The organism is Oceanicaulis sp. UBA6590 (genome assembly GCF_002433705.1).
In the GTDB taxonomy this organism is placed as follows: domain Bacteria; phylum Pseudomonadota; class Alphaproteobacteria; order Caulobacterales; family Maricaulaceae; genus Oceanicaulis.
On record NZ_DJIQ01000022.1, the window covers coordinates 70,086 to 89,793 of the forward strand.

At 63.7% G+C, this 19,708-nt stretch carries 18 protein-coding genes; 15 read left to right on the forward strand and 3 right to left on the reverse strand.

Features of this window, described 5'->3' with window-relative positions:
• The 6 genes from B2Z70_RS04095 to B2Z70_RS04120 all read left to right on the forward strand — a co-directional run.
• A partial coding sequence (locus B2Z70_RS04095; RefSeq protein ID WP_292981321.1) for an SDR family oxidoreductase occupies positions 1 to 520 on the forward strand: 520 nt, incomplete at its 5' end.
• Positions 521 to 531: 11 nt separating this feature from the next.
• Positions 532 to 1,743, forward strand: coding sequence for a kynureninase/PvdN C-terminal domain-containing protein (locus B2Z70_RS04100; protein WP_292981324.1), 1,212 nt, complete (start codon positions 532 to 534; stop codon positions 1,741 to 1,743).
• Positions 1,744 to 1,807: 64 nt separating this feature from the next.
• Positions 1,808 to 2,872: an SMP-30/gluconolactonase/LRE family protein gene (locus B2Z70_RS04105; protein WP_292981327.1), complete on the forward strand. Its 1,065-nt coding sequence runs from the start codon at positions 1,808 to 1,810 to the stop codon at positions 2,870 to 2,872.
• A complete protein-coding gene (locus B2Z70_RS04110; protein ID WP_292981330.1) occupies positions 2,869 to 3,657 on the forward strand; it encodes an SDR family NAD(P)-dependent oxidoreductase in 789 nt (262 codons plus the stop codon). Before B2Z70_RS04105 ends, B2Z70_RS04110 begins: the two co-directional genes overlap by 4 nt.
• Positions 3,658 to 3,815: 158 nt before the next feature.
• Positions 3,816 to 4,016, forward strand: a complete 201-nt coding sequence (locus B2Z70_RS04115) for a PAS domain S-box protein (protein WP_292981332.1) — start codon at positions 3,816 to 3,818, stop codon at positions 4,014 to 4,016.
• A 3-nt stretch (positions 4,017 to 4,019) separates the two neighbouring features.
• A complete protein-coding gene (locus B2Z70_RS04120; protein WP_292981335.1) occupies positions 4,020 to 5,291 on the forward strand; it encodes a methyl-accepting chemotaxis protein in 1,272 nt (423 codons plus the stop codon).
• 26 nt (positions 5,292 to 5,317) lie between these two features.
• Here B2Z70_RS04120 and B2Z70_RS04125 read toward each other — a convergent pair whose 3' ends face one another.
• Positions 5,318 to 5,737, reverse strand: a complete 420-nt coding sequence (locus B2Z70_RS04125; protein WP_009802753.1) for a MerR family transcriptional regulator — start codon at positions 5,735 to 5,737, stop codon at positions 5,318 to 5,320.
• Between the two features lie 140 nt (positions 5,738 to 5,877).
• Between B2Z70_RS04125 and B2Z70_RS04130 the strand changes: the two genes are divergently transcribed.
• From B2Z70_RS04130 to B2Z70_RS04165, 8 genes are read left to right on the forward strand one after another with little or no spacing between them, the layout of a single operon-like run.
• A complete protein-coding gene (locus B2Z70_RS04130) occupies positions 5,878 to 6,777 on the forward strand; it encodes an SDR family oxidoreductase (protein WP_292981340.1) in 900 nt (299 codons plus the stop codon).
• Positions 6,774 to 8,384: an acyl-CoA carboxylase subunit beta gene (locus B2Z70_RS04135; RefSeq protein ID WP_292981343.1), complete on the forward strand. Its 1,611-nt coding sequence runs from the start codon at positions 6,774 to 6,776 to the stop codon at positions 8,382 to 8,384. Before B2Z70_RS04130 ends, B2Z70_RS04135 begins: the two co-directional genes overlap by 4 nt.
• A gap of 29 nt (positions 8,385 to 8,413) precedes the next feature.
• On the forward strand, positions 8,414 to 9,583 hold the full coding sequence (locus tag B2Z70_RS04140; protein WP_292981346.1) for an acyl-CoA dehydrogenase family protein: 1,170 nt from the start codon (positions 8,414 to 8,416) through the stop codon (positions 9,581 to 9,583).
• Position 9,584: 1 nt separating this feature from the next.
• Complete coding sequence (locus tag B2Z70_RS04145) at positions 9,585 to 10,385, forward strand: enoyl-CoA hydratase/isomerase family protein (protein ID WP_292981349.1); 801 nt, start codon at positions 9,585 to 9,587, stop codon at positions 10,383 to 10,385.
• Between the two features lie 2 nt (positions 10,386 to 10,387).
• Entirely contained in the window at positions 10,388 to 12,373 is a 1,986-nt protein-coding gene (locus tag B2Z70_RS04150; RefSeq protein ID WP_292981352.1) for an ATP-binding protein, read from the forward strand.
• Positions 12,366 to 13,244, forward strand: a complete 879-nt coding sequence (locus B2Z70_RS04155; RefSeq protein WP_292981355.1) for a beta-keto acid cleavage family enzyme — start codon at positions 12,366 to 12,368, stop codon at positions 13,242 to 13,244. The genes B2Z70_RS04150 and B2Z70_RS04155 overlap by 8 nt, the downstream gene beginning before the upstream one ends.
• Before the next feature lie 23 nt (positions 13,245 to 13,267).
• On the forward strand, positions 13,268 to 15,103 hold the full coding sequence (locus B2Z70_RS04160; protein ID WP_292981358.1) for an AMP-dependent synthetase/ligase: 1,836 nt from the start codon (positions 13,268 to 13,270) through the stop codon (positions 15,101 to 15,103).
• A complete protein-coding gene (locus tag B2Z70_RS04165; protein WP_292981360.1) occupies positions 15,090 to 16,565 on the forward strand; it encodes a flavin-containing monooxygenase in 1,476 nt (491 codons plus the stop codon). The genes B2Z70_RS04160 and B2Z70_RS04165 overlap by 14 nt, the downstream gene beginning before the upstream one ends.
• On the opposite strand, the gene B2Z70_RS04170 is transcribed toward B2Z70_RS04165, so the two are convergent.
• Entirely contained in the window at positions 16,562 to 17,485 is a 924-nt protein-coding gene (locus tag B2Z70_RS04170; protein WP_292981363.1) for an alpha/beta hydrolase, read from the reverse strand. The two genes, B2Z70_RS04165 and B2Z70_RS04170, sit on opposite strands and share 4 nt — an antisense overlap.
• A 152-nt stretch (positions 17,486 to 17,637) precedes the next feature.
• On the opposite strand from B2Z70_RS04170, the gene B2Z70_RS04175 reads away from it, so the two are divergent.
• Positions 17,638 to 18,771: a pentapeptide repeat-containing protein gene (locus B2Z70_RS04175; RefSeq protein WP_292981366.1), complete on the forward strand. Its 1,134-nt coding sequence runs from the start codon at positions 17,638 to 17,640 to the stop codon at positions 18,769 to 18,771.
• Here the strand turns inward: B2Z70_RS04175 and B2Z70_RS04180 are convergent.
• Positions 18,768 to 19,703, reverse strand: a complete 936-nt coding sequence (locus tag B2Z70_RS04180) for an alpha/beta fold hydrolase (protein ID WP_292981369.1) — start codon at positions 19,701 to 19,703, stop codon at positions 18,768 to 18,770. The two genes, B2Z70_RS04175 and B2Z70_RS04180, sit on opposite strands and share 4 nt — an antisense overlap.
• Positions 19,704 to 19,708: the final 5 nt, after the last annotated feature.

A 19,708-nucleotide genomic window follows, 5' to 3' on the forward strand; every position in this document is an offset into this window, starting at 1 on the left:
GCTCGACGTGCTGGTGAACAATGGCGCGACCAGCCCCTATTTCGGCGAAGCCAAGGACACGCCCGAGGACGCCTGGGACAAGACGTTCGACGTGAATGTCAAAGGCCCGTTCTTCCTGTCCAATCTGGCGATCAACACCTTTATGAAGGATCAGGGCAAGGGCTCGATCATCAATGTCGCCTCGATCAACGGCATGCGGCCGGGCTATTTCCAGGGCGCGTATTCCATCTCCAAGGCTGCGGTGATCTCCCTCACCCAGGTGCTGGCGCAGGAATGCGGACATCTGGGCGTGCGCGTGAACGCGCTCTGTCCGGGCCTGACCGAGACCAAGCTCGCCTCGGCGCTGACCTCCGATCCGAACCTTGCCGACATGATGAACCGCAATTTCTCCATCAAGCGCGTCGGCCAGCCTGAAGACATGGCCGCTGCGATCCACTTCCTCGCCAGCGACGCATCAAGCTATATGACGGGCCAGAAATTCGTCGTGGATGGCGGCATCACCGAGCGTGGTCCGCTGTAAGGGGGACTTTTATGCTGACGCGCGAGGCCTGCGAGGCGCTGGACCGGACCGATCCGCTCAAGGACAAACGCGATCTGTTCGCACTGCCCGAAGGCGAGATCTATCTTGATGGCAATTCGCTGGGCGTGCCGCCCAGGGCGGCGCTCGCGCGTTTGCGGGAAGCCTCTGAAACCGAATGGGCGAAGGGGCTGATCCGCTCGTGGAACGATGCGGGCTGGATGGACTTGCCGCTGACCCTGGGCGCCAAGCTCGCCCGGCTTGTCGGTGTTGATCCCGAAGAGGTGATCGCGGTCGATACGGTCACGATCAACCTCTTCAAGCTGGCGACCGCATTGTTGGCGCGCGATGTCGGCGCGATTGCGGCGGAAGCGGGTGAGTTCCCCACCGACAACCATGTGATGGAGGGAATCGCCAAAATCACGGGCGCCCCCATGCATCGCGTGGCGGCGAATACGCGCCCCAAAGACCTGCCCGAGGGCGTGACGGTCTTCATCAAGTCCGCCGTGCACTACAAGTCCGCCGAGATCGCGGATTTCGAAGGCTATGAGCGCGAAGCCAGGGCGCGCGGTCTCAATATCATCTGGGATCTCAGCCACGCCACGGGGCTGGTTGACCTCAAGCTCAAGGCCTGGGGCGCACGCTATGCCGTGGGATGCGGCTATAAATTCCTGTCGGGCGGGCCGGGCGCGCCGGCGTTTCTGTATTGCGCTGAAAATCAGATCAAAACGCTCGAACATCCGGTGTCGGGCTGGCTGGGGCACAAGCGCCCCTTCGGCTTTGAAGACGCCTACGAACCCGACGACACGATTGTGCGCTGGCGCACCAGCTCGCCCTCCATTCTCGCCCTGTCCGCCCTTGATGGCGCGGTGAGCGCCTATGACGGCGTGGACATGGCGCTGGTGGAAGCCAAGGCTATCGCGCTGGGCGATATCCTGCTGGAGAAGGCCGAAGCGCTGGGCCTCGAGCATGCCTGTCCGGGCAAGGGGCAGCGTCGCGGCGGCCATGTGGTGCTGCGCCATGAACAGGGCTACGCCATTGTTCAGGCGCTGATTGCGCGCGGAATTACCGGCGATTTCCGCGCGCCGGATCTGATGCGGTTTGGCTTCAACCCGCTCTACAATTCCTATGTCGAGGTGTTTGACGCCGCCGAGGCGCTGGCCGATGTGATCGGGACGCGCGCCTGGGACAAGCCTGAATTCCTCGCCCGCAAGGCGGTGACCTGAAGCCGCTTGCCCGTTCCGCGCGTCTCCCCCAAGGTGAAAGAAAAACACATCAGGGGAGGGCGCGATGCTGCGCTGGATACTGGGCGGTCTGGCCGCCCTTCTGATCATTCTGGGCCTTGCCGCCTATGGGCCGGGCGCGCTGGACGCACAACCGTTCAATCCCACGCCGCCTGATCCTGACCTCATGGCGCTCTATGAGGAGGTGGCCCAGCCTGTGCGTCGGGAAATCCCCGATCTGCATGGGGCTGAGGATCTGGAGCCAGGCCCCGATGGTCGCCTGTACGCCAGCCTCGCCGATGGCCGCATAATGGTGCGAGAGGCCGAAGGCGGCTGGTCCGAATTCGCCAACACCAGCGGCCGCCCGCTGGGGCTGTCCTTCGGTCCGGATGGCGCGCTGTTCGTCGCGGACGCCCTCAAGGGATTGCTGCGCCTGAATGATGAAGGCGCGTTCGAGACCTGGCTGGCTGATGAGAGCGAGGGCGGGCCGCTGGTGTTCACCGATGATCTGACGGTTCTGGAAGATGGCGGCGTCATCCTGACCGACGCCTCGCGCCGCTATGGCTATGGCGAATACATGACCTCGCTACTGGAAGGTGAGCAGACGGGCGTGATCTACAAGGTCACCGGCCCCGGTGAGTTCACGGTGCTCGCTGAAGGGTTCGGCTTCATCAATGGCGTTGATCATGACCCGGAGACGGGTCGGGTCTATGTCAATGAGACCTGGGCGGGGCGCGTGATTGCGCTTGATCCGGAAACGGGCGCCTATGAGGTGCTGATCGACGGCTTGCCGGGCTATCCGGACAATCTCGCCTTCGACGAGGAGACGGGGCTCATCTGGATTGCGCTTCCGTCGCAACGCTCGCCCCAGATCGAGGGGCTCCACCCCAATCCCTTCCTCAAGCGTCTCGCCTGGCGCTGGATCCAGCTCGCCGGTCTGCCGCCCCTCCCGCCGCGTCCGGTGATGGGGATGGCGGTGGATGCCGCGGGCGAGCCTCAGCGCGTGCTCTATGGGCCGGATGACGCGCCCTTCGGCGTCACCACCGTGACGCCCTGGCAGGGGATGCTCTGGGTGGCCGGGCTCGAACGGGACGGCGTTGACGCCTACGCCATGCCCGAGGCCGTGCAATGAGCAGGCGCGCCCTGATTTCAGGCGGGTCGAGCGGGATTGGCCTTGCCCTGTCCGAGCGCCTGCTCGAACGCGGCTATCGCCTGTTCTGGGTGTCGCTGGATGAGGGTGAAATCATTCGCTCCCGAGAGGGTTTGCTCAAGCGCTTTCCTGATGCCGAGATTGAAGGGCGCGCCCTGGATCTGGCCGAGACGCACTCTGTCGCGCGGATCGTGCAATGGGTGCAGGGCGAAGGCGGTATTGATCTTCTGGTCAACAATGCCGGTTTCGGCGTTTACGGCTCGTCCCGGGACCTGACCGTTGAGGCCGAACAGGCCATGATCGACGTCAATGCGCGCGCCCTTCACGCCATGGCGCGCGCTTTCCTGCCGCTTATGGAGGATGCCGGTGGCGGGCTGATCGTCAATGTGGCGTCCAATTCCGCCTTCGTGCCCACGCCCGGGCTTGCCGTCTATGCCGCGACCAAGGCCTTTGTCCGCCATTACTCACTGGCCCTGAACCAGGAGCTCAGGGCGGCCGACAGCCCTGTGCGGGTGATGACGGTCTGTCCGTCTGCCGTGTCAGACACGCCCTTCAAGGATCGCGCCGCCATGGACGGGGTGCGAACCTTTTCCAGCTTTACGGCGACCACGGCGGCTGAAGTCGCGTCCGATATCCTCAAGGGGATCGATCGGGGCGCTGAGGAGGTCATCACCGGCGCCGCCATGCGCCGGGCGATCTGGCTGATGCGGTTTTCGCCGGCGCCTCTGGTGCGCTGGCTGACGCGTCGAGAGACGGAGCGCGCCTAGGTCGTCTGTTGCAGCGGAAGGGCGGGTCTGAAAAACAACTAAAAGTCAGGTATTTGGCCGCATTCCATCTCGGCGCGAAGACAACATCTGTAAGAGACTCTTAATGCGAGAGCGCGAACGTCAACGCTTGAAGCCGGTTCGGGTTTGAGGGGTTGCAGATGCGCATGTTTGGCAAGCAGGAGTCGTATTTCGAGTCGGCCGTGCTGGCGAATTTCGCCGTGATCGAATTCACGCCTGATGGTCGAATTCTCTCGGCGAATGATGCGTTCTGCAAAGTCATGGGATACGCGCAGAGCGAGATCCTTGGCGCGCATCACCGCATGTTCATGTGTGAGGGTGAGGCGGATAGTCCCGATTAAGCCTTGTTCTGGCAGGCGCTGGCCCAGGGCGAGGGCTGGACCGGTGAGGCGGTGCGGCAGACCCGCTCTGGCGACTGCGTCTGGCTGGCGGCCGGGTATATCCCGATCAAGGACTCCAGCGGAAAGGTGACGCGGGTCGTCAAGCTCGCGCTCGACATGACCGCCATTCGTCAGGAGCGCTATCATTTTGAAAGCCAGATGCTGGCTGTTAATCGCTCACAGGCCGTGATCGAGTTTCAGCTGGACGGCACGATCAAGTCTGTGAACGACAATTTCTGCAAGGTGACGGGGTATGACGCCTCCGAGCTCGTCGGGGCGCACCATCGCAAGTTCTGTGACCCTGATTATGTGTCGAGCCCGGAATACAAGGCGTTCTGGGACGCCCTGGGTCAGGGTGAGTTCAAGAGCGGTGAATTCGAGAGATTCAAGAAATCCGGTGATCCGCTCTGGCTGCAGGCGACCTATAATCCGGTTCTGGATATCAATGGGAAGCCGGTCGGCGTGATCAAGCTGGCGGCTGACATCACTGACCGCGCCCTGGCGCGCGAGGCGCGCCGGCAGGCGCAGCGTGATATCGGGGCCCAGCTGAACGAGATTGCTTCGGCGGTCGAGCAGACCAAGGCCGAGGCGGAACGCGCCGCGCACTCCTCCAACGGCGCATCCGGCAATGTTCAGACTGTAGCGGCTGGTGCGGAGGAGCTTGCGGCGTCATTCAGCGAGATCGGGCGCAATGTTGAACAGGCTGTCAGCGTGACTCGCTCGGCGGTCGATCAGGCCCGGTCTACCGCCAACCTTGTCAATCAGCTCGCCGAGACCACGGACGCCATCACCAAGGTCACAGAGTTGATCGCCAGTATTGCGGACCAGACCAATCTGCTGGCGCTGAACGCCACCATCGAAGCGGCTCGCGCCGGCGAGGCGGGCAAGGGATTCGCGGTTGTCGCCAGCGAGGTGAAAACCCTGGCGGGTCAAACCGCAAAGGCCACTGAAGAGATTTCCGCGCAGATCCAGTCTGTTCAGAGCCAGACCTCCGGCGCGGTCAGCGCCATGGAGCAGATCGCAGGCACGGTGGAGCGTGTGGATCAGATCTCCTCGACCATCTCCGCCGCCGTCGAGGAACAGTCTGCCGTGACGGCGGACATTTCCCGAAACATGCACACGGCCGCCGAGAGCGTCGCTCAGGTCAACGCGGCGGTGCAAGGCATTGCTGACGCCACCCGGGCGATCAGCTCATCAACGGAAGAGGCGCGCGTCGCCGCCAATCAGGTCGCCTGATCCAGCCTGTAAGTGCACCGGACCGCCTAGGCCTCGCCGCCCCGGCGCTTGGCGAGGCGGGCCTTAGAGCCTTCATGGATCACGCGCAATTCATTGAGCGTGGTCTCGATCTCGGCCTTCTTCTCTTCCAGACGTTCGATTTCCTGCGCGGTCATGTTGATGACGAATTCGAGCTGCCGCACGCGGCCTTCGCCTTCCTGGCCATAGAGCTCGAGAAAGGTCTTGATGTCGCTGAGCTTGGTGCCGATCGTCTTGGCGCGCAGGATCAGCTTCAGGCGCTTTCTGTCCGCCTCGGTGTAGACCCGCTGTCCGCCGACGCGCTGGGGCTTCAGAAGCCCCTTGTCTTCATAAAAGCGAATGGTCCGCGTGGTGATGCCGAAGGCGTCCGCCAGCTCGGCGATCCCATAAAGGGCGTTCGGGGTCTTTGTATCGGGCGCTTGGGTCATCTGCCTGTCCTTGTTCCCTCCTTCATACGCCGATGCGTTTCCGCAAACAAGATGCGCTTGACGTATACGTTAAGCCCTGCGAAGCTTCCTTCATACCGGCGATGACAGACCGGACCAGTCAGGGAGGAGACGGGCGCACGATGAGCGATAACGCCACACACGCCCGCTATGACAGCGTGTTTCGCGATGACCTGTTCAAGGGACAGGTCATCATCGTCACAGGCGGCGGCTCGGGAATCGGTCGCTGCATCGCTCATGAGCTGACGGCTCTGGGCGCCCACGCCATTCTGGTGGGGCGCAAGCGCGAGAAGCTCGATGCGGTGGCGGAGGAAATCGCCGGGGATGGCGGTTCGTGCGAAACCGCGTCTTTCGATATTCGCGATGAGGACGCGGTCACGGAGGCCATCGCCGACATGGCCAGCCGCCATGGCCGCATCCATGGCCTTGTGAATAATGCGGGCGGGCAGTTTCCCGCCAATGCCGAGGATATCTCCAAGAAGGGTTGGGACGCGGTGATCGCCACCAATCTGACCGGCGGTTTCCTGATGAGCCGGGAAGTGTTCAAGACGTCCATGGCCGAACATGGCGGCGCCATCGTCAACATCACCGCAGACATGCATCACGGCATGCCGGGCATGGCCCATTCGGGCGCGGCGCGGGCGGGGATGGAGAACCTGACCAAGACCCTCGCCTTTGAATGGGCGCCCAAGGGCGTGCGTGTGAACGCCGTCGCGCCGGGCTGGATCGCGAGCTCCGGCATGGACACCTATGGCGGCGCCTTCCGCGCCATCATCCCCATGCTCAAGCAGAACCTGCCCGCCCAGCGTATGGGCTCCGAAGCCGAAGTGTCGGCGGCGGTGGCCTTCCTGCTCTCGCCGGGGGCGGCCTTCATTACCGGCGTCCAGCTTCAGGTGGATGGCGGCGCGCCTCTGGGCGAGCGCCATTTCCCGCTTACCCCGCATGAGAATTCGGAGGTTTTCAACGGCTTCCATCGTGCGGTCGATCCGGCCGTTCTGCGTGGCGAGGGGGCGGAGACATGAGCGTCCTGCCCAATCGCCTCAATCCGGGTTCTGACGAGTTCAAGGCCGCCCACGCCTCTATGAGCGAGAAGCTCGCCGCCGTGCGTGCGGCCGAAGAGCAGGTGCGCAACAATTCCGCCGCCAAGAAGGCTCGCTTTGAAGAGCGCGGCCAGCTTCTGCCGCGCGAACGCGTGGCGCGCTTGGTGGACCGTGGAGCGCCCTTCCTCGAGATCGCGCCTCTGGCGGGTCTGAAAATGCATGATGATGACGGCGGTCGCGGCGCGTCGGGCGGCGGCGCCGTCGTCGGGATCGGCGTTGTTGCGGGCAAGCGCTGCGTGATCGCGGCCTCTGACAGCGCCATCAAGGGCGGCACAGTCGCGCCCATGGGCCTCAGGAAATCCCTGCGGGCGCAGGAAATCGCGCTCGAGAACAAGCTGCCCATGATCCACCTTGTGGAATCAGGCGGCGCGAACCTTCTGTATCAGGCCGAGATCTTCGTGGATGGTGGGCGCAGCTTCGCCAATCAGGCGCGCCTGAGCGCGGCGGGCATTCCCCAGATCGCGGTGGTGCATGGCAGCTCGACCGCAGGCGGCGCCTATCTGCCGGGGATGAGCGATTATGTCGTTCTGGTGCGCGAGAAGTCGAAAATCTTCCTCGCGGGCCCACCGCTCGTCAAAGCCGCCATTGGTGAAGACGCCGATGATGAAAGCCTGGGCGGCGCGGATCTGCATGGCGAGGTGACGGGGCTGGGCGAATATGTCGCCGAGGATGACGCCCAGGCGCTCGCCTATGCGCGCGAGATCATGGACAAGCTCAACTGGTCGCCGGCCCGTGCGCCGGGGGCAGGCGACGCGCCGCTCTATGACGCCGAAGAGCTGATGGGCGTCGTGCCCGCCGATGATCGCACGCCGTATGACGTCAAGGATGTGATCGCCCGGGTCGTGGACGGTTCGGACTTTCTCGAGTTCAAGGCGCGCTATGGCTCTGAAACCGTGTGCGGGCACGCGCGTATCGGTGGCCAGATCGTTGGCATCATCGGCAATAACGGGCCGATCCAGCCTGAAGGCTCGACCAAGGCGGGCCAGTTCATCCAGCTGTGCGACCAGTCCGGCACGCCGATCATCTTCATGCAGAACACCACCGGTTACATGGTGGGCTCGGCGGCCGAGCGCGCGGGCGCGGTCAAGCATGGTTCTAAAATGATCCAGGCGGTGGCCAATGCCCGCGTGCCCAAGATCACCATCGTTCTGGGCGGCAGCTTCGGCGCAGGCAATTACGGCATGTGCGGGCGCGGTTTTGATCCGCGCTTCATCTTCGCCTGGCCCACCGCCCGCACCGCCGTGATGGGCGGCGCGCAAGCCGCCAAGGTGATGGAGATCGTCACCCGGGGCAAGAATGCGCGCGCCGGGGTCGAGACCGATGAAGAGGCGCTCGCCCAGATGACCGCCATGATCACCCAGAGTCTCGATGAGCAGAGCCAGGCGCTCTTCGCGACCGCTCGGCTCTGGGATGACGGGATTATCGACCCGCGGGACACCCGCGCCGTCCTGATTGAATGCCTGAACACCTGTGCTGAAGCGGATGACCGCCAGCTCAACCCCAACACTTTCGGAGTCGCGCGCTTCTAGGCCGTGACCCGATCCGGGAGGAGACGAGAATGCAGTTCACCGAGACCCACGAACAGCTTCGCGATACGGTCGCCAAGTTCGTCGCCAACGATATCAATCCGTATGTGGATGAATGGGAGGCGGCCGATCAGTTCCCCTCACATGAGGTCTTCAAGAAGATGGGCGATCTGGGCCTGCTGGGCCTGCGCTATCCCGAGGAGTATGGCGGCGCAGGGCTCGACATGACCTATTCGCTCGTCCTCGCCGAAGAGCTGGGGATGATCGATTGCGGCGGCGTGCCGATGGCGATCGGCGTGCAGACCGATATGTGCACCCCGGCGCTTGCGCGCTTTGGATCCGATGAGCTGCGCAAGCAATTCCTCGCCCCGGCGATCGCAGGCGACATGGTGGGCTGCCTAGGGGTGTCAGAGCCGGGAGGCGGGTCGGATGTGGCGGCGGTGAAGACCACCGCCAAATCCGATGGCGATGATTACATCATCAACGGCACCAAGATGTGGATCACCAATGGTCTGAAGGCGGACTGGTGCTGCCTTCTGGCGAACACGTCTGACGGCAAACCCCATGAAAGCAAGTCGCTGATCATGGTGCCAATGGACCTGCCGGGCATCGAGAAGCAGAAGATCCACAAGATCGGCATGCATTCGTCCGACACCGCCCAGCTCTTCTTTGATGATGTGCGGGTGCCCAAGCGCTATCGCATCGGCGATGAGGGCGCGGGCTTCATCTATCAGATGCTCCAGTTCCAGGAAGAGCGCATTTATGGCGCGGCGTCCTCTCTGAAGAATCTCGACAAGCAGATCGACCTGACCATCGAGTATACGCGCGACCGTCACGCCTTCGGTCAGCCGCTGCTGGACAATCAGGCGATCCATTTCCGCCTCGCCGAGCTTCGCACCGAAGTCGAGCTGCTGCGCTCGCTCGTCTATCGCTGTGTGGATGATTTCGTCGAGGGCAAGGACATCACCAAGCTCGCTTCGATGGCCAAGCTCAAATGCGGCCGTCTGGCGCGCGAAGTGTCTGATAGCTGCCTGCAGTTCTGGGGCGGCATGGGCTATACGGCGGACAATCTCGTCAGCCGTTCCTTCCGCGATGGCCGTCTGATTTCCATTGGCGGCGGCGCGGACGAGATCATGCTCGGCATCATCGCCAAGCTTGAAGGCACGCTGCCCAGGCGCCGCAAGCCCGAAGGCAACAACTAGCATGTCTGCGCCTCGCACCCTTCTGGTCGAGCGCCGCGCGCGGGTTCTGCATGTCACCTTGAACCGGCCCGAACTGCGCAACGCCATGTCGCTTGAAATGGTGGACGAGCTGATCGCGGCGCTGGCCGATGCCGAACAGGCAGGCGATCGCGCCATCGTCTTGCGCGGGGCAGGGGGGCATTTCTGCTCGGGCGGCGATATCAAGGATATGGGTGCGGCCCAGGGCCAGCCCGTCACGGACGGACATGACCCGATTGCGGCGGTCAATGCGCGCTTTGGCGAGCTTTGCGTCGCCTATGCCAATACCGGCTTGCCCGTGATGGCGGTGGTCGAGGGCGCGGTGATGGGCGGCGGGTTCGGCCTCGCCTGCGTGGCCGATGTGGTGCTGGCGTCCGAAACGGCGCTGTTCCGTCTGCCCGAAACCGGGCTCGGGATCGTCCCGGCCCAGATTGCGCCCTTCCTGGTGGAGCGGTTGGGCTACTCCGAAGCGCGTCGCCTGGCGGTCACGGGCGGCAAGCTTGACGCCGCTGCAGCGCTCAAGGTCGGGCTGGTGCATGCGGTGCATGAGACTGGCGCGCTCGATTCTGCGCTGGAAGCCGAGCTCGCCCAGATCCGCAAGGGCGCGCCCAATGCGATCGCGGCGACCAAGGCGCTGATGCGCCGGGCGCGGCTGGAAGCGCCGGCGAGCCTTGTGAAGGACGCCGCCATGGCCTTCGCCAAGGCAGCGCGGTCCCAGGAAGGCGCGGAAGGCATGACGGCTTTCCTTGAAAAACGTCCCGCCCGCTGGGCCGAGGAGGGGTGAGCATGACCGCGAAGTCTTTCTCCAGCGTGCTGGTCGCCAACCGCGGCGAGATCGCTGTCCGTGTGCTGAACGAAGCGCGTGATTCCGGGCGTACGGCGATCGCCGTCTATTCCGAAGCGGACGCCAACGCCCTGCATGTGCGTCAGGCGGATATGGCGGTCTGCATCGGCCCGGCGCTGGCGAGCGAGAGCTATCTCGATATCGATGCTGTGCTGGACGCAGCGAAGAAAACCGGCGCCGAGGCGATCCATCCCGGCTATGGCTTCCTGTCGGAAAACGCCGGTTTTGCGCGCGCCGTGATCGAGGCGGGTCTGGTCTGGATTGGTCCGCCGCCTGACGCCATTGACGCCATGGGCGACAAGGCGCGCGCCAAGGAATTGATGATCAAGGCGGGCGTGCCCACCTTGCCGGGCTGGCAGGGGGATGACCAGTCAGACGCCAACCTCAAGGCCGAAGCCGACAAGGTGGGTTATCCGCTCCTGATCAAGGCGGTGGCGGGCGGTGGCGGTCGCGGCATGCGGATTGTCCGCAGCGCAGGCGAGTTTGACGAGGCGCTGACCGCGGCCCGTCGCGAAGCGAAATCGGCCTTTGGCGATGACGCCGTGCTGATCGAGAAATTCGTCGAGCGCGGTCGCCATGTGGAGATCCAGGTCTTCGCGGATGTCGAGGGCAATACAATTCATCTGGGTGAGCGCGATTGCTCGGCCCAGCGTCGTCGCCAGAAGGTGATCGAGGAAGCACCGTCTCCGGCAGTGAACCCCGAGCTGCGCGAGACCATGGGCGCGGACGCCGTCGCAGCGGCGAAGGCTGTCGGCTATGTGGGCGCGGGGACGGTGGAATTCCTGCTCGATGAGAGTGGCGATTACTACTTCCTCGAAATGAATACCCGGCTTCAGGTCGAGCATCCGGTGACCGAAGAAGTGACCGGAACCAATCTTGTGCAATGGCAGTTCGAGATCGCGTCCGGCGCGCCGCTGCCGCTGAGCCAGTCGGATGTGACCATTGAGGGTTGGGCCATCGAGGCGCGGCTATACGCCGAAGACCCCTTCAACGGTTTTGCGCCGCAATCAGGCCTGATCCTCGCCTATGACGGCGAGGTCTCAAGCGCGGGCGGGCGCGTGGATTCAGGGGTTGAGACCGGCGACCGGATCGGGACCGATTACGATGCGATGGTGTCCAAGGTAATCGGCACGGGCGCCAACCGGGATGAGGCCATCGCCTCCCTGCGCGCCGCCCTGAAAAACGATCCGCTGCTGGGCGTGACGACCAATCGCGACTTCCTGTTGGCGCTGGTGGATGGCGAGGCTTTCCGCACCGGCGTGATTTGCACCGCCGATCTCGATCAGTGGGCGGAAGAGGCGTCGGGCCCGTTTGCGAAGCCGGGTCTGGGTCATGATGCCGTCGCGCTGGCCGCCGCGCTCCTGGCTGCGGCTCCGGCAGGGGTGATCCGGTCGGGTTCTGTCAGCCGGTTTGATCTGTCGCTGATCGTCAATGGCGATGCGGTGACGGTGCGTGTTGAACAGACGGGTCCTGATGCGGTCTCGGTCTCTGTCGCGGGTGAAGAGACGCCCTGTCAGGTTCAACTCCTTGAGGAGGATGCGCCCGGCGAGATCGCGTTCCGACTGAATGGCGTGGATCAACGCGCCCATGTGGCGCGTGCTGCAGACGGCAGCCTTCATATCGCGCTGGGCGATCAGATCCGCGTCATAGCCGAGGCCTCGCCCTGGGGCGCGGACGCGGCGTCTGATCCCTCCAAGATCACCGCGCCCGTGTCCGGCGCCGTGGTGGCGGTGAATGTCAAACCCGGCGACCGGGTGAAGGCGGGCGATGTGCTGGTCGTCATGGAAGCGATGAAAATGGAAATGCGCCTGAGCGCTGCAGCCGATGGCGAAATCGCCCTGGTGAACGCGCAAGCCGGCGCACAGGCCGCGAACGGCGCGGTGCTGATCGAGCTGACGCTCAACTCACAGGAGCAGACTGATGGATAAGGCCGTTCTGACATGCGCGCTCAATGGCGTGCTGACCAATCCCAAGACCCATCCGGTCCCGGTCACCCCTGAACAGATGGCCGCCAGCGCGAAAGAGGCGTTCGACGCCGGCGCCAGCGTCATGCACGTTCACTATCGCATGCAGGACGAGGATCACGGCCATTTCCCAAGCTGGGATCCGGACGTGGCCGCCAGCCTGATCGATGCGATCCGCGACGCCTGTCCGGGCGTGATCATCAATTCCACCACGGGGATTGTCGGCCCGGACGTGTCCGGCCCTGCGGCCTGCGTGAAGCGGGTGAAACCCGAGATCGCCGCCTGCAATGCCGGCTCTCTGAACTATCTCAAGCTCAAGCGGGACGGGTCCTGGGCCTGGCCGCCCATGATGTTCGACAATCCGGTCGAGAAGGTCCAGGCGATGCTCGACGCCATGGCCGAAGTGGGCGCGCACCCCGAGTTCGAGTGTTTTGACGTCGGCATCGTGCGCTGTGTGAACATGTATATCGAGAACGGCATGGCCCCGTCCGCGCATTACAATTTCGTGATGGGCGTGGCCTCGGGCATGCCGGTGGACGCCGAGCTGTTGAAATTGCTGCTCAACTACAAGCGCGCGGGCGATCCCTGGCAGACGACCCTGATCGGGCGTCAGGAAATCTGGCCGGTTCATCAGGCCACCGCCGATTTAGGCGGTATGCTTCGCACCGGACTTGAGGATACCTTCTATCTGCCTGATGGCGAACGCGCCACGGGCAACGGAGCCTTGATCGAGGCTCTGGCGCAATGCGCCCGCGACGCCGGGCGGGAGATCGCGTCGCCGCAAGAGGCGCGCGAGATCATGGGCCTGAACGCGGCGGAGACCGCGCATGCCTGACATGTTTTACAGGGAGGAGACGCATGGAGGCGCGCGCGAGTGATTTGCCCCGCATAGGGGCGGAGAACTGGTATCCGTCCACGCCAGCCCGCTTGCTGGAAAAGGCGGAGACCCGTGGCTCGGATCCCGCCTATGCCGTGCGGCTGGGCGAGGGGTGGGCCTATACGAGCTGGGCGGAGTACGCCGAGCAGGTCCGGACTGCCGCCCGCGCGCTGATCGCGCTGGGGTTCGAGGAAGACGAGACCGTCGCCATTCTGGGCTATAACCGCCCCGAATGGACGATAACGGCGATCGCGGCGATGATGGCGGGCGGTCGCCCAGCCGGCGTGTACTGGACCAGTGCGCCGCCCGAAGTCGCCTATATCCTGCAACACTCCAAGGCGCCCGTGCTTCTGGTGGAGACCGCAGAACATGTGGAGCAGGCGCTGGAGCTGCGCGCTGAATGTCCCGAGCTCGAACACATCATCGTTATGGAAGGCGGGGCGGGCGACCATCCCGACGTGCTGAGCTGGGCGCAATTCATGGCGCTGGGCGTTGAAGAGCATCAGGATACCGTCAGTGAGCGGATGAAGGCGATCAACGAGAACCGCATCGGCTCCCTGATCTATACATCCGGCACCACCGGCCCGCCCAAGGCGGTCATGCTCAGCCATGGCAATATCTCATGGAGCGCGGCCAAGCTCAGCGAGATGTTCAAGGCCCAACCCGGCGACCGCACGCTGTCCTATCTGCCGATCGCCCATGTGGCCGAACAGCAGTCGAGCGTGCACAACCATGTGATGAGCGGGGCGATCATGCATTTCGCCCAGTCCATGGAAACCCTCGCCGATGATCTTCAGGCCTGCCGCCCGAACGTGTTCTTCGGGGTGCCGAGGGTCTGGGAGAAGATGTCCGAAACCATTCGCGGCCGTCTGGCCGAGGCGACCGGGATCAAGGCGAAGCTCGCAAAATGGGCCATGGGCGTGAACCGTCGATGGCATGAAGCCAAGCTTGATGGCCGATCTCCCAACCCGCTCCTGTCCTTGCAGAAACCCCTCGCCAATGCGCTGGTGATCAAGAAGGTGCAGGCGGCTCTGGGGCTGGACGATTCCCGGCTTCTGATCTCGGGCGCCGCCCCGATCAGCCCAGAAGTGCTGTGGTTCTTCACCGGTCTCGATCTTCTGATCTGCGAGGGCTATGGCCAGTCGGAAACCAGCGCCCCGACCGCATTCAGCATGCCTGGCATGATGCGGATCGGTTCCGTCGGCAAGATGATCGACGGCATGGAGGCGCGCGTGTCCGAGGAGGGCGAACTGCAGGTGCGCGGTCCGAACGTCTTTGTCGGCTACATGAACAATAACGAGGCCACCGAGAACACCTTCACCCGCGATGGCTGGATGAAGACCGGCGATGTGGTGCGGATCGATGAGGACGGCTTCGTCTTCATCACGGGGCGGATCAAGGACATCATCATCACCTCGGGCGGCAAGAACATCACGCCGGCCAATCTCGAGACCGACCTGATGAATGCGCCCCTCGTGGAGCATGCGGTGGTGGTGGGCGACGCTCGCCCGTATCTCAGCGCGCTTGTGACCCTGAGCGCAGACGCGCTGGCCGAGTTCGCCCGCAAGCATGGCCAGAGCGTGGAGGAGGCCCGGCAGAGCCAGGCGCTTCACGATGAGCTCCAGGCCGCTGTCGATGCGATGAACCGGCGCTATGCGCGCGTGGAGAACATTCGCAAGTTTCGGGTGCTGGACGCGCCTCTGAGCGTTGAGACCGGCGAGCTGACGCCAACCCTGAAAGTGCGGCGCAATGTGGTGATCTCGCGCAATCAGGCGCTGGTGGATGCGATGTATGCCGAAGGCCATGACGACATCTGACCTGCCTGCCCGGACAGATGTTCTCATTATCGGGGCCGGCATGTCCGGCCTCGCCATGGGCCGCCAGCTCAAGCGAGCAGGTGTTGAGGACTTCATCATTGCCGAGCGCGCCGAGGGGGCGGGCGGGGTGTGGCGGGCCAACGCCTATCCCGGCGCTGCCTGTGACGTGCCGAGCCATCTGTATTCCTACTCCTTCTTTCCCAATCCGGAATGGAGCCGGAAATTCGCGCCCCAGTCCGAGATCAAGGCCTATTTCGAACGCGCCAGCAAAAAATTCGGACTGGATCCGCATATCCATTACGGCCGTTCGGTCCGTGAACTGATCTATGATGAGAGCGGCGGCGTCTGGCGCGTTGGTCTTGAAGATGGCGCCCGACTCCAAGCGCGCATCGTGATCAGCGCGGTGGGGCAGCTTTCCGAGCCCTTCTCTCCGGCCCTTGAGGGCCAGGAAGGCTATCAGGGCCGTATTGTTCATACCGCTGAATGGACGCCGGACATCGACATGGCGGACAAACGGGTCGCGATGATCGGGAGCGCGGCGAGTGCGATCCAGGTCCTGCCCCATGCGGCGAAGGCGGCGTCTGAGCTGACCGTGTTCCAGCGCACGCCGAACTGGATCATTCCCAAGCCGGACCGCGCCTTCACAGGCGTGGAGAAATGGCTGTTCCGGCACATGCCGGGCTATCACTGGCTTTATCGCATGGGGAGTTTTCTCCTCCATGAGACCCGCTGGCCGGCCTTCCGGTCGGGGGGGCTCGCCACGGCCTATACCCGCCATCGCCTCACCCGGCGCATCAAGGCCGAAGTGAAGGACGAGGCGCTTCTGGACCATGTGCTGCCCGATTATGCGCCGGGCTGCAAACGCATCCTGCTGTCCAATGATTTCTTTGCAACCCTGAACCAGCCTCATGTGCGACTGATTACGGACGGCGTGCAGCGCCTGACGTCTGACGGGGTCGAAACCGGCGCGGGAGAGCGCATCAGCGCGGATCTCATCATCCTCGCGACCGGCTTCAAGGCGAGCGAGTTCCTGCCCAGCCTGGAGGTCAGAGGGCGTGGCGGCAAGAGCCTCAAGGAGGTCTGGGGCGACAGCCCGGCCGCCTATAAGGGGGTGGCGATGACCGGATTTCCGAACCTGTTCACCCTGTATGGGCCGAACACCAATCTGGGTCACAACTCGATCATCTTCATGATCGAACGCCAGACAGAGTATGTCCGCAGGCAGGTCGTGCGCCTGCTGGAAGAGGGCGGGAAAAGTCTTGAAGTCCGACCCGAGGCGCAGGCGATGTTCAACGCCCGTCTCCAGAAACGCCTTGAAGGCACGGTCTGGGCGGGCGAATGCCCGTCCTGGTACAAGAGTGCGGACGGGATCATCGTCAATAACTGGGCCGGTCCGGCCAGCCGGTATGCACTGGCCGTATCCGGGCAGGATCGGGACGCCTTCGCGCTCGAGCCGCGCTAGTCCGCTGACAGGATGGGCTCGGCCCAGGTTTTCAGGCGCTCCAGCGCCAGGTCCGCTTCTGGCAGAAGTGGAGCGAAGAGCGGGAAATCGTGCCAGAGCGCTTTCCAGATTTCGCAATGAACCGGCACGCCCGCCTGCTCCAGCTTCTCGGCGAAGCGGATGGAATCGTCACGCAGGATCTCATCGTCCCCGGTCTGGATGAACATGGGAGGCAGGCCTGTGAGATCGGCAAACAGCGGCGAGGCTTCCGGCGTGCTCGCCGGAGTGTCTTCCAGATAGAGCTGGGCCCCGGCCGCCAGCCAGTCCGGCTTCAGCATGGGATCGGCGTTCGCGCGTGTCCGGGCGCTGTCCCCGCTGGCTGTGAGGTCGGTCCAGGGCGAGATCAGATAGACGCCCTGGGGCAGGGAGCGTCCCTGTTCACGCTGGCGCAACAGGCTGGCCAGCGCCAGACCGCCGCCCGCACTGTCGCCTGCGATCAGAACCGGACCATCGCTGTGAGCCATCGCCCAGTTAAGCGCTGCGGCCCCGTCATCGACGGCGCAGGGAAAGACATGCTCGGGGGCCAGGCGATAATCGACAGAGACCGCCTTGATGCGCAGGCCCTTTGCGAGACGCGTGACGAGGGGTTTGTGGCTCTTGGCGGAGCCCAGGCAATACCCGCCGCCATGCAGGAACAGAAGCAGTCCCGGACGATGCTCGTCCGGCGTGAAGGTCAGCGCTGAAAGCCCTGAAATCTCCGTCTTCTCGACGCGCACATCAGCAGGGGTGGGCAACCGGTCCGCACCCGCATCCATACGCTTGCGGGCGATCTGGCGCGGATTTTCGGGAGACATCACCGTCTTCCCCGCCGTGCGCGCCATGTGCCGCGCCAGAAGGCGGCGGAGGCTCAGAGCGCTTTGCTTGCCGACCGTTTCGATCACGCGGCTCTCCTTCTTTCTCAGGACGTTCAGCCTTTCCGGTTTTCACCACACTGACAAGCGCTTCCTGTGAATGAGCGCATAACCGCGCAGATGAAACACTGATCCTTAAGCTCAAATCCGCACTCTGTTTGCAGCTTTAGGGAGAGACGGGCATGCCAATTGACCAGGCGGTCATCGCGGCTCACGAGGCATTCATCGCGGGCCGCAATGGCGGTTGTCGCGCCTTTTTCCGTTTCCAGGATCTCACAGGCGTCAATCTGATGAAGCGCAAACTCGATGGGATCGAGTTCATCGGATGTGATCTCAAGGATTCCAGTTTCGCCCTGGCTTCCATGGTGACGGCGTCCTTCTATTGTTCAAGCCTGAAAGGCGCGGATCTGCGTGGTTCGGATCTGTCGCGTGCGGACTTGCGCGGGGCGATCCTGCGAGGGGCGGATCTGTATCGCGCCAATCTGGATGGCGCGGACTTTCGCAAGGCGGTCCTTTACAAGGATGAGCGCGACAAGGAATTCAAGCAGAACGACTGGGTCCAGGACCTGGAGGATGGTCGTGACGGCGCCGTGGATTTCCGCGACTGCTCCCTGCGCGGCGCGCGACTGAGTTCGGCGAAACTCAAGGGCGCGGACTTTTCCGGCGCCATGATGGAAGGCGCTGATCTGCACCAGGCTGATCTTCGAGACGCCAATTTCAAAGGCGCGGTTCTAACGGGTGCGGACATGAAGGGCGCGCGTCTGGACGGCGCCAATCTGGACAATGTGGTGCGCGATCCGGCTCAGGCGGCGCTGGCGCGGGCGTCAGACCTGATGAAACTGCTCGAACAAAGTGATCTCTATACACAGTCTCGCGGCGAACAGGGGCGGCGGGCCGTCTTTGAGGGCGAGGATTTGCGTGTCCTGGGACGCGCCTGTCAGGGCAAGGGACTGATCGGCGCGAATATGCGCGGCGTCTGCGCCGTGGGCATGGATTTCTCGGGCGCGTCTTTCATTGGCGCGAACTTCACCGGAGCGGATTTGCGCGGAGCGAACTTCACGGGCGCGAATCTCAAGGGCGTCACTTTCCGCGACTGCAATCTCAATCACGCCATTATGCAGGGCGCGGACCTTCGATCCTTTACGGGCAGCACCGGACGGGTTTTCCATCCGTCCTTCGAAGGCGCATCCCTTCACGCGGCCCGGTTCGAGGGCGCGCGCATGGATCACGAGCTGCTGGCGGCCGCGATCGGCCCTGTCCAGGCGTATGAGAATCTGGCGCCGGCGCAAGGCGAGGAGCCGGCGAAGGCGTCCTAGCCCTGTTGGCGCGCCACGCGCTCGGCCCAGTCTGCGAAATCTGACTGGGCGGTTTCAAAGCCGATATCATTGAGCGTTTCATGACGGCCCTGCGGGTCACGCCGCATGGTCACATCCGAAAAACGCGCATTATAAAGTCGCGAGGCCAAGACCTTGGCCGCCTGGCCCTTGTCTGTCGCGGGATCCTCGCCGCCGGCCGCCAGATGAATGGCGAGATCGGTGCGCATGCCCCGCAGGCGATTTTCACTCTCCCCGAGCTCGGTCCCGTCAATCAGATCGCGCCACATGGAGATCGAGGCCGGCCAGCCGCAATCGGGATCGTTCACATAGGCGTCCACTTCCTCGGGGATGCGCGACAGCCAGTCAAAATCGGTGCGACGGCCCTTGATGGCCTTGCCCCAGGCCTTGAAGGTCAGGGCTTCGATCCAGGTCGAGCCTTGCTGGGACTTCTTGAACAGGCTCTCGATATTGAGAACCGCGCGCATCAGCCCGGCTCGACCGCCGAGCGCCAGGTTCGAGTTCCAGACCGCAAGGCCGGAAAGCTCGCCCTTGCGCTCCATGGCGTGGTTCATCGCCACGACGCCGCCCATGGAATGACCGAATACAATATGGGGCAGGCCCGGAAAACGCGCCTTGAGATGGTCTTCCACCGCCAGCGCGTCCTCCACGACCTTGCTCCAGCCTTTCGGCGCGCCGAACACGCCGCGCGGCGCATCTTCAGCGGTTGTCTCGCCATGTCCGCGATGGTCATGGGCGGCGACGTGGAAACCACGACCCGCCAGATAGGCCGCGAAGCGCGCATAGCGGGCCGAATGTTCGGCGAGGCCGTGATGGATCTGGACCACGCCCAGCGGCTGGCCGTCGGCCTCTTGCACATGCAGGCGCAGGCTTGCGCCCGTGGGGCTTTGAAAAGTTTCCGCAACAAACGCCATCGGGG

Excerpts from the sequence above, each read along its gene's own strand:
- B2Z70_RS04100 (WP_292981324.1), top strand. The coding sequence starts at position 532 with ATGCTGACGCGCGAGGCCTGCGAGGCGCTGGACCGGACCGATCCGCTC.
- B2Z70_RS04105 (WP_292981327.1), top strand. The coding sequence starts at position 1,808 with ATGCTGCGCTGGATACTGGGCGGTCTGGCCGCCCTTCTGATCATTCTG.
- B2Z70_RS04110 (WP_292981330.1), top strand. The coding sequence starts at position 2,869 with ATGAGCAGGCGCGCCCTGATTTCAGGCGGGTCGAGCGGGATTGGCCTT.
- B2Z70_RS04115 (WP_292981332.1), top strand. The coding sequence starts at position 3,816 with ATGCGCATGTTTGGCAAGCAGGAGTCGTATTTCGAGTCGGCCGTGCTG.
- B2Z70_RS04125 (WP_009802753.1), bottom strand. The coding sequence starts at position 5,737 with ATGACCCAAGCGCCCGATACAAAGACCCCGAACGCCCTTTATGGGATC.
- B2Z70_RS04130 (WP_292981340.1), top strand. The coding sequence starts at position 5,878 with ATGAGCGATAACGCCACACACGCCCGCTATGACAGCGTGTTTCGCGAT.
- B2Z70_RS04135 (WP_292981343.1), top strand. The coding sequence starts at position 6,774 with ATGAGCGTCCTGCCCAATCGCCTCAATCCGGGTTCTGACGAGTTCAAG.
- B2Z70_RS04140 (WP_292981346.1), top strand. The coding sequence starts at position 8,414 with ATGCAGTTCACCGAGACCCACGAACAGCTTCGCGATACGGTCGCCAAG.
- B2Z70_RS04145 (WP_292981349.1), top strand. The coding sequence starts at position 9,585 with ATGTCTGCGCCTCGCACCCTTCTGGTCGAGCGCCGCGCGCGGGTTCTG.
- B2Z70_RS04150 (WP_292981352.1), top strand. The coding sequence starts at position 10,388 with ATGACCGCGAAGTCTTTCTCCAGCGTGCTGGTCGCCAACCGCGGCGAG.
- B2Z70_RS04155 (WP_292981355.1), top strand. The coding sequence starts at position 12,366 with ATGGATAAGGCCGTTCTGACATGCGCGCTCAATGGCGTGCTGACCAAT.
- B2Z70_RS04160 (WP_292981358.1), top strand. The coding sequence starts at position 13,268 with ATGGAGGCGCGCGCGAGTGATTTGCCCCGCATAGGGGCGGAGAACTGG.
- B2Z70_RS04165 (WP_292981360.1), top strand. The coding sequence starts at position 15,090 with ATGACGACATCTGACCTGCCTGCCCGGACAGATGTTCTCATTATCGGG.
- B2Z70_RS04175 (WP_292981366.1), top strand. The coding sequence starts at position 17,638 with ATGCCAATTGACCAGGCGGTCATCGCGGCTCACGAGGCATTCATCGCG.
- B2Z70_RS04180 (WP_292981369.1), bottom strand. The coding sequence starts at position 19,703 with ATGGCGTTTGTTGCGGAAACTTTTCAAAGCCCCACGGGCGCAAGCCTG.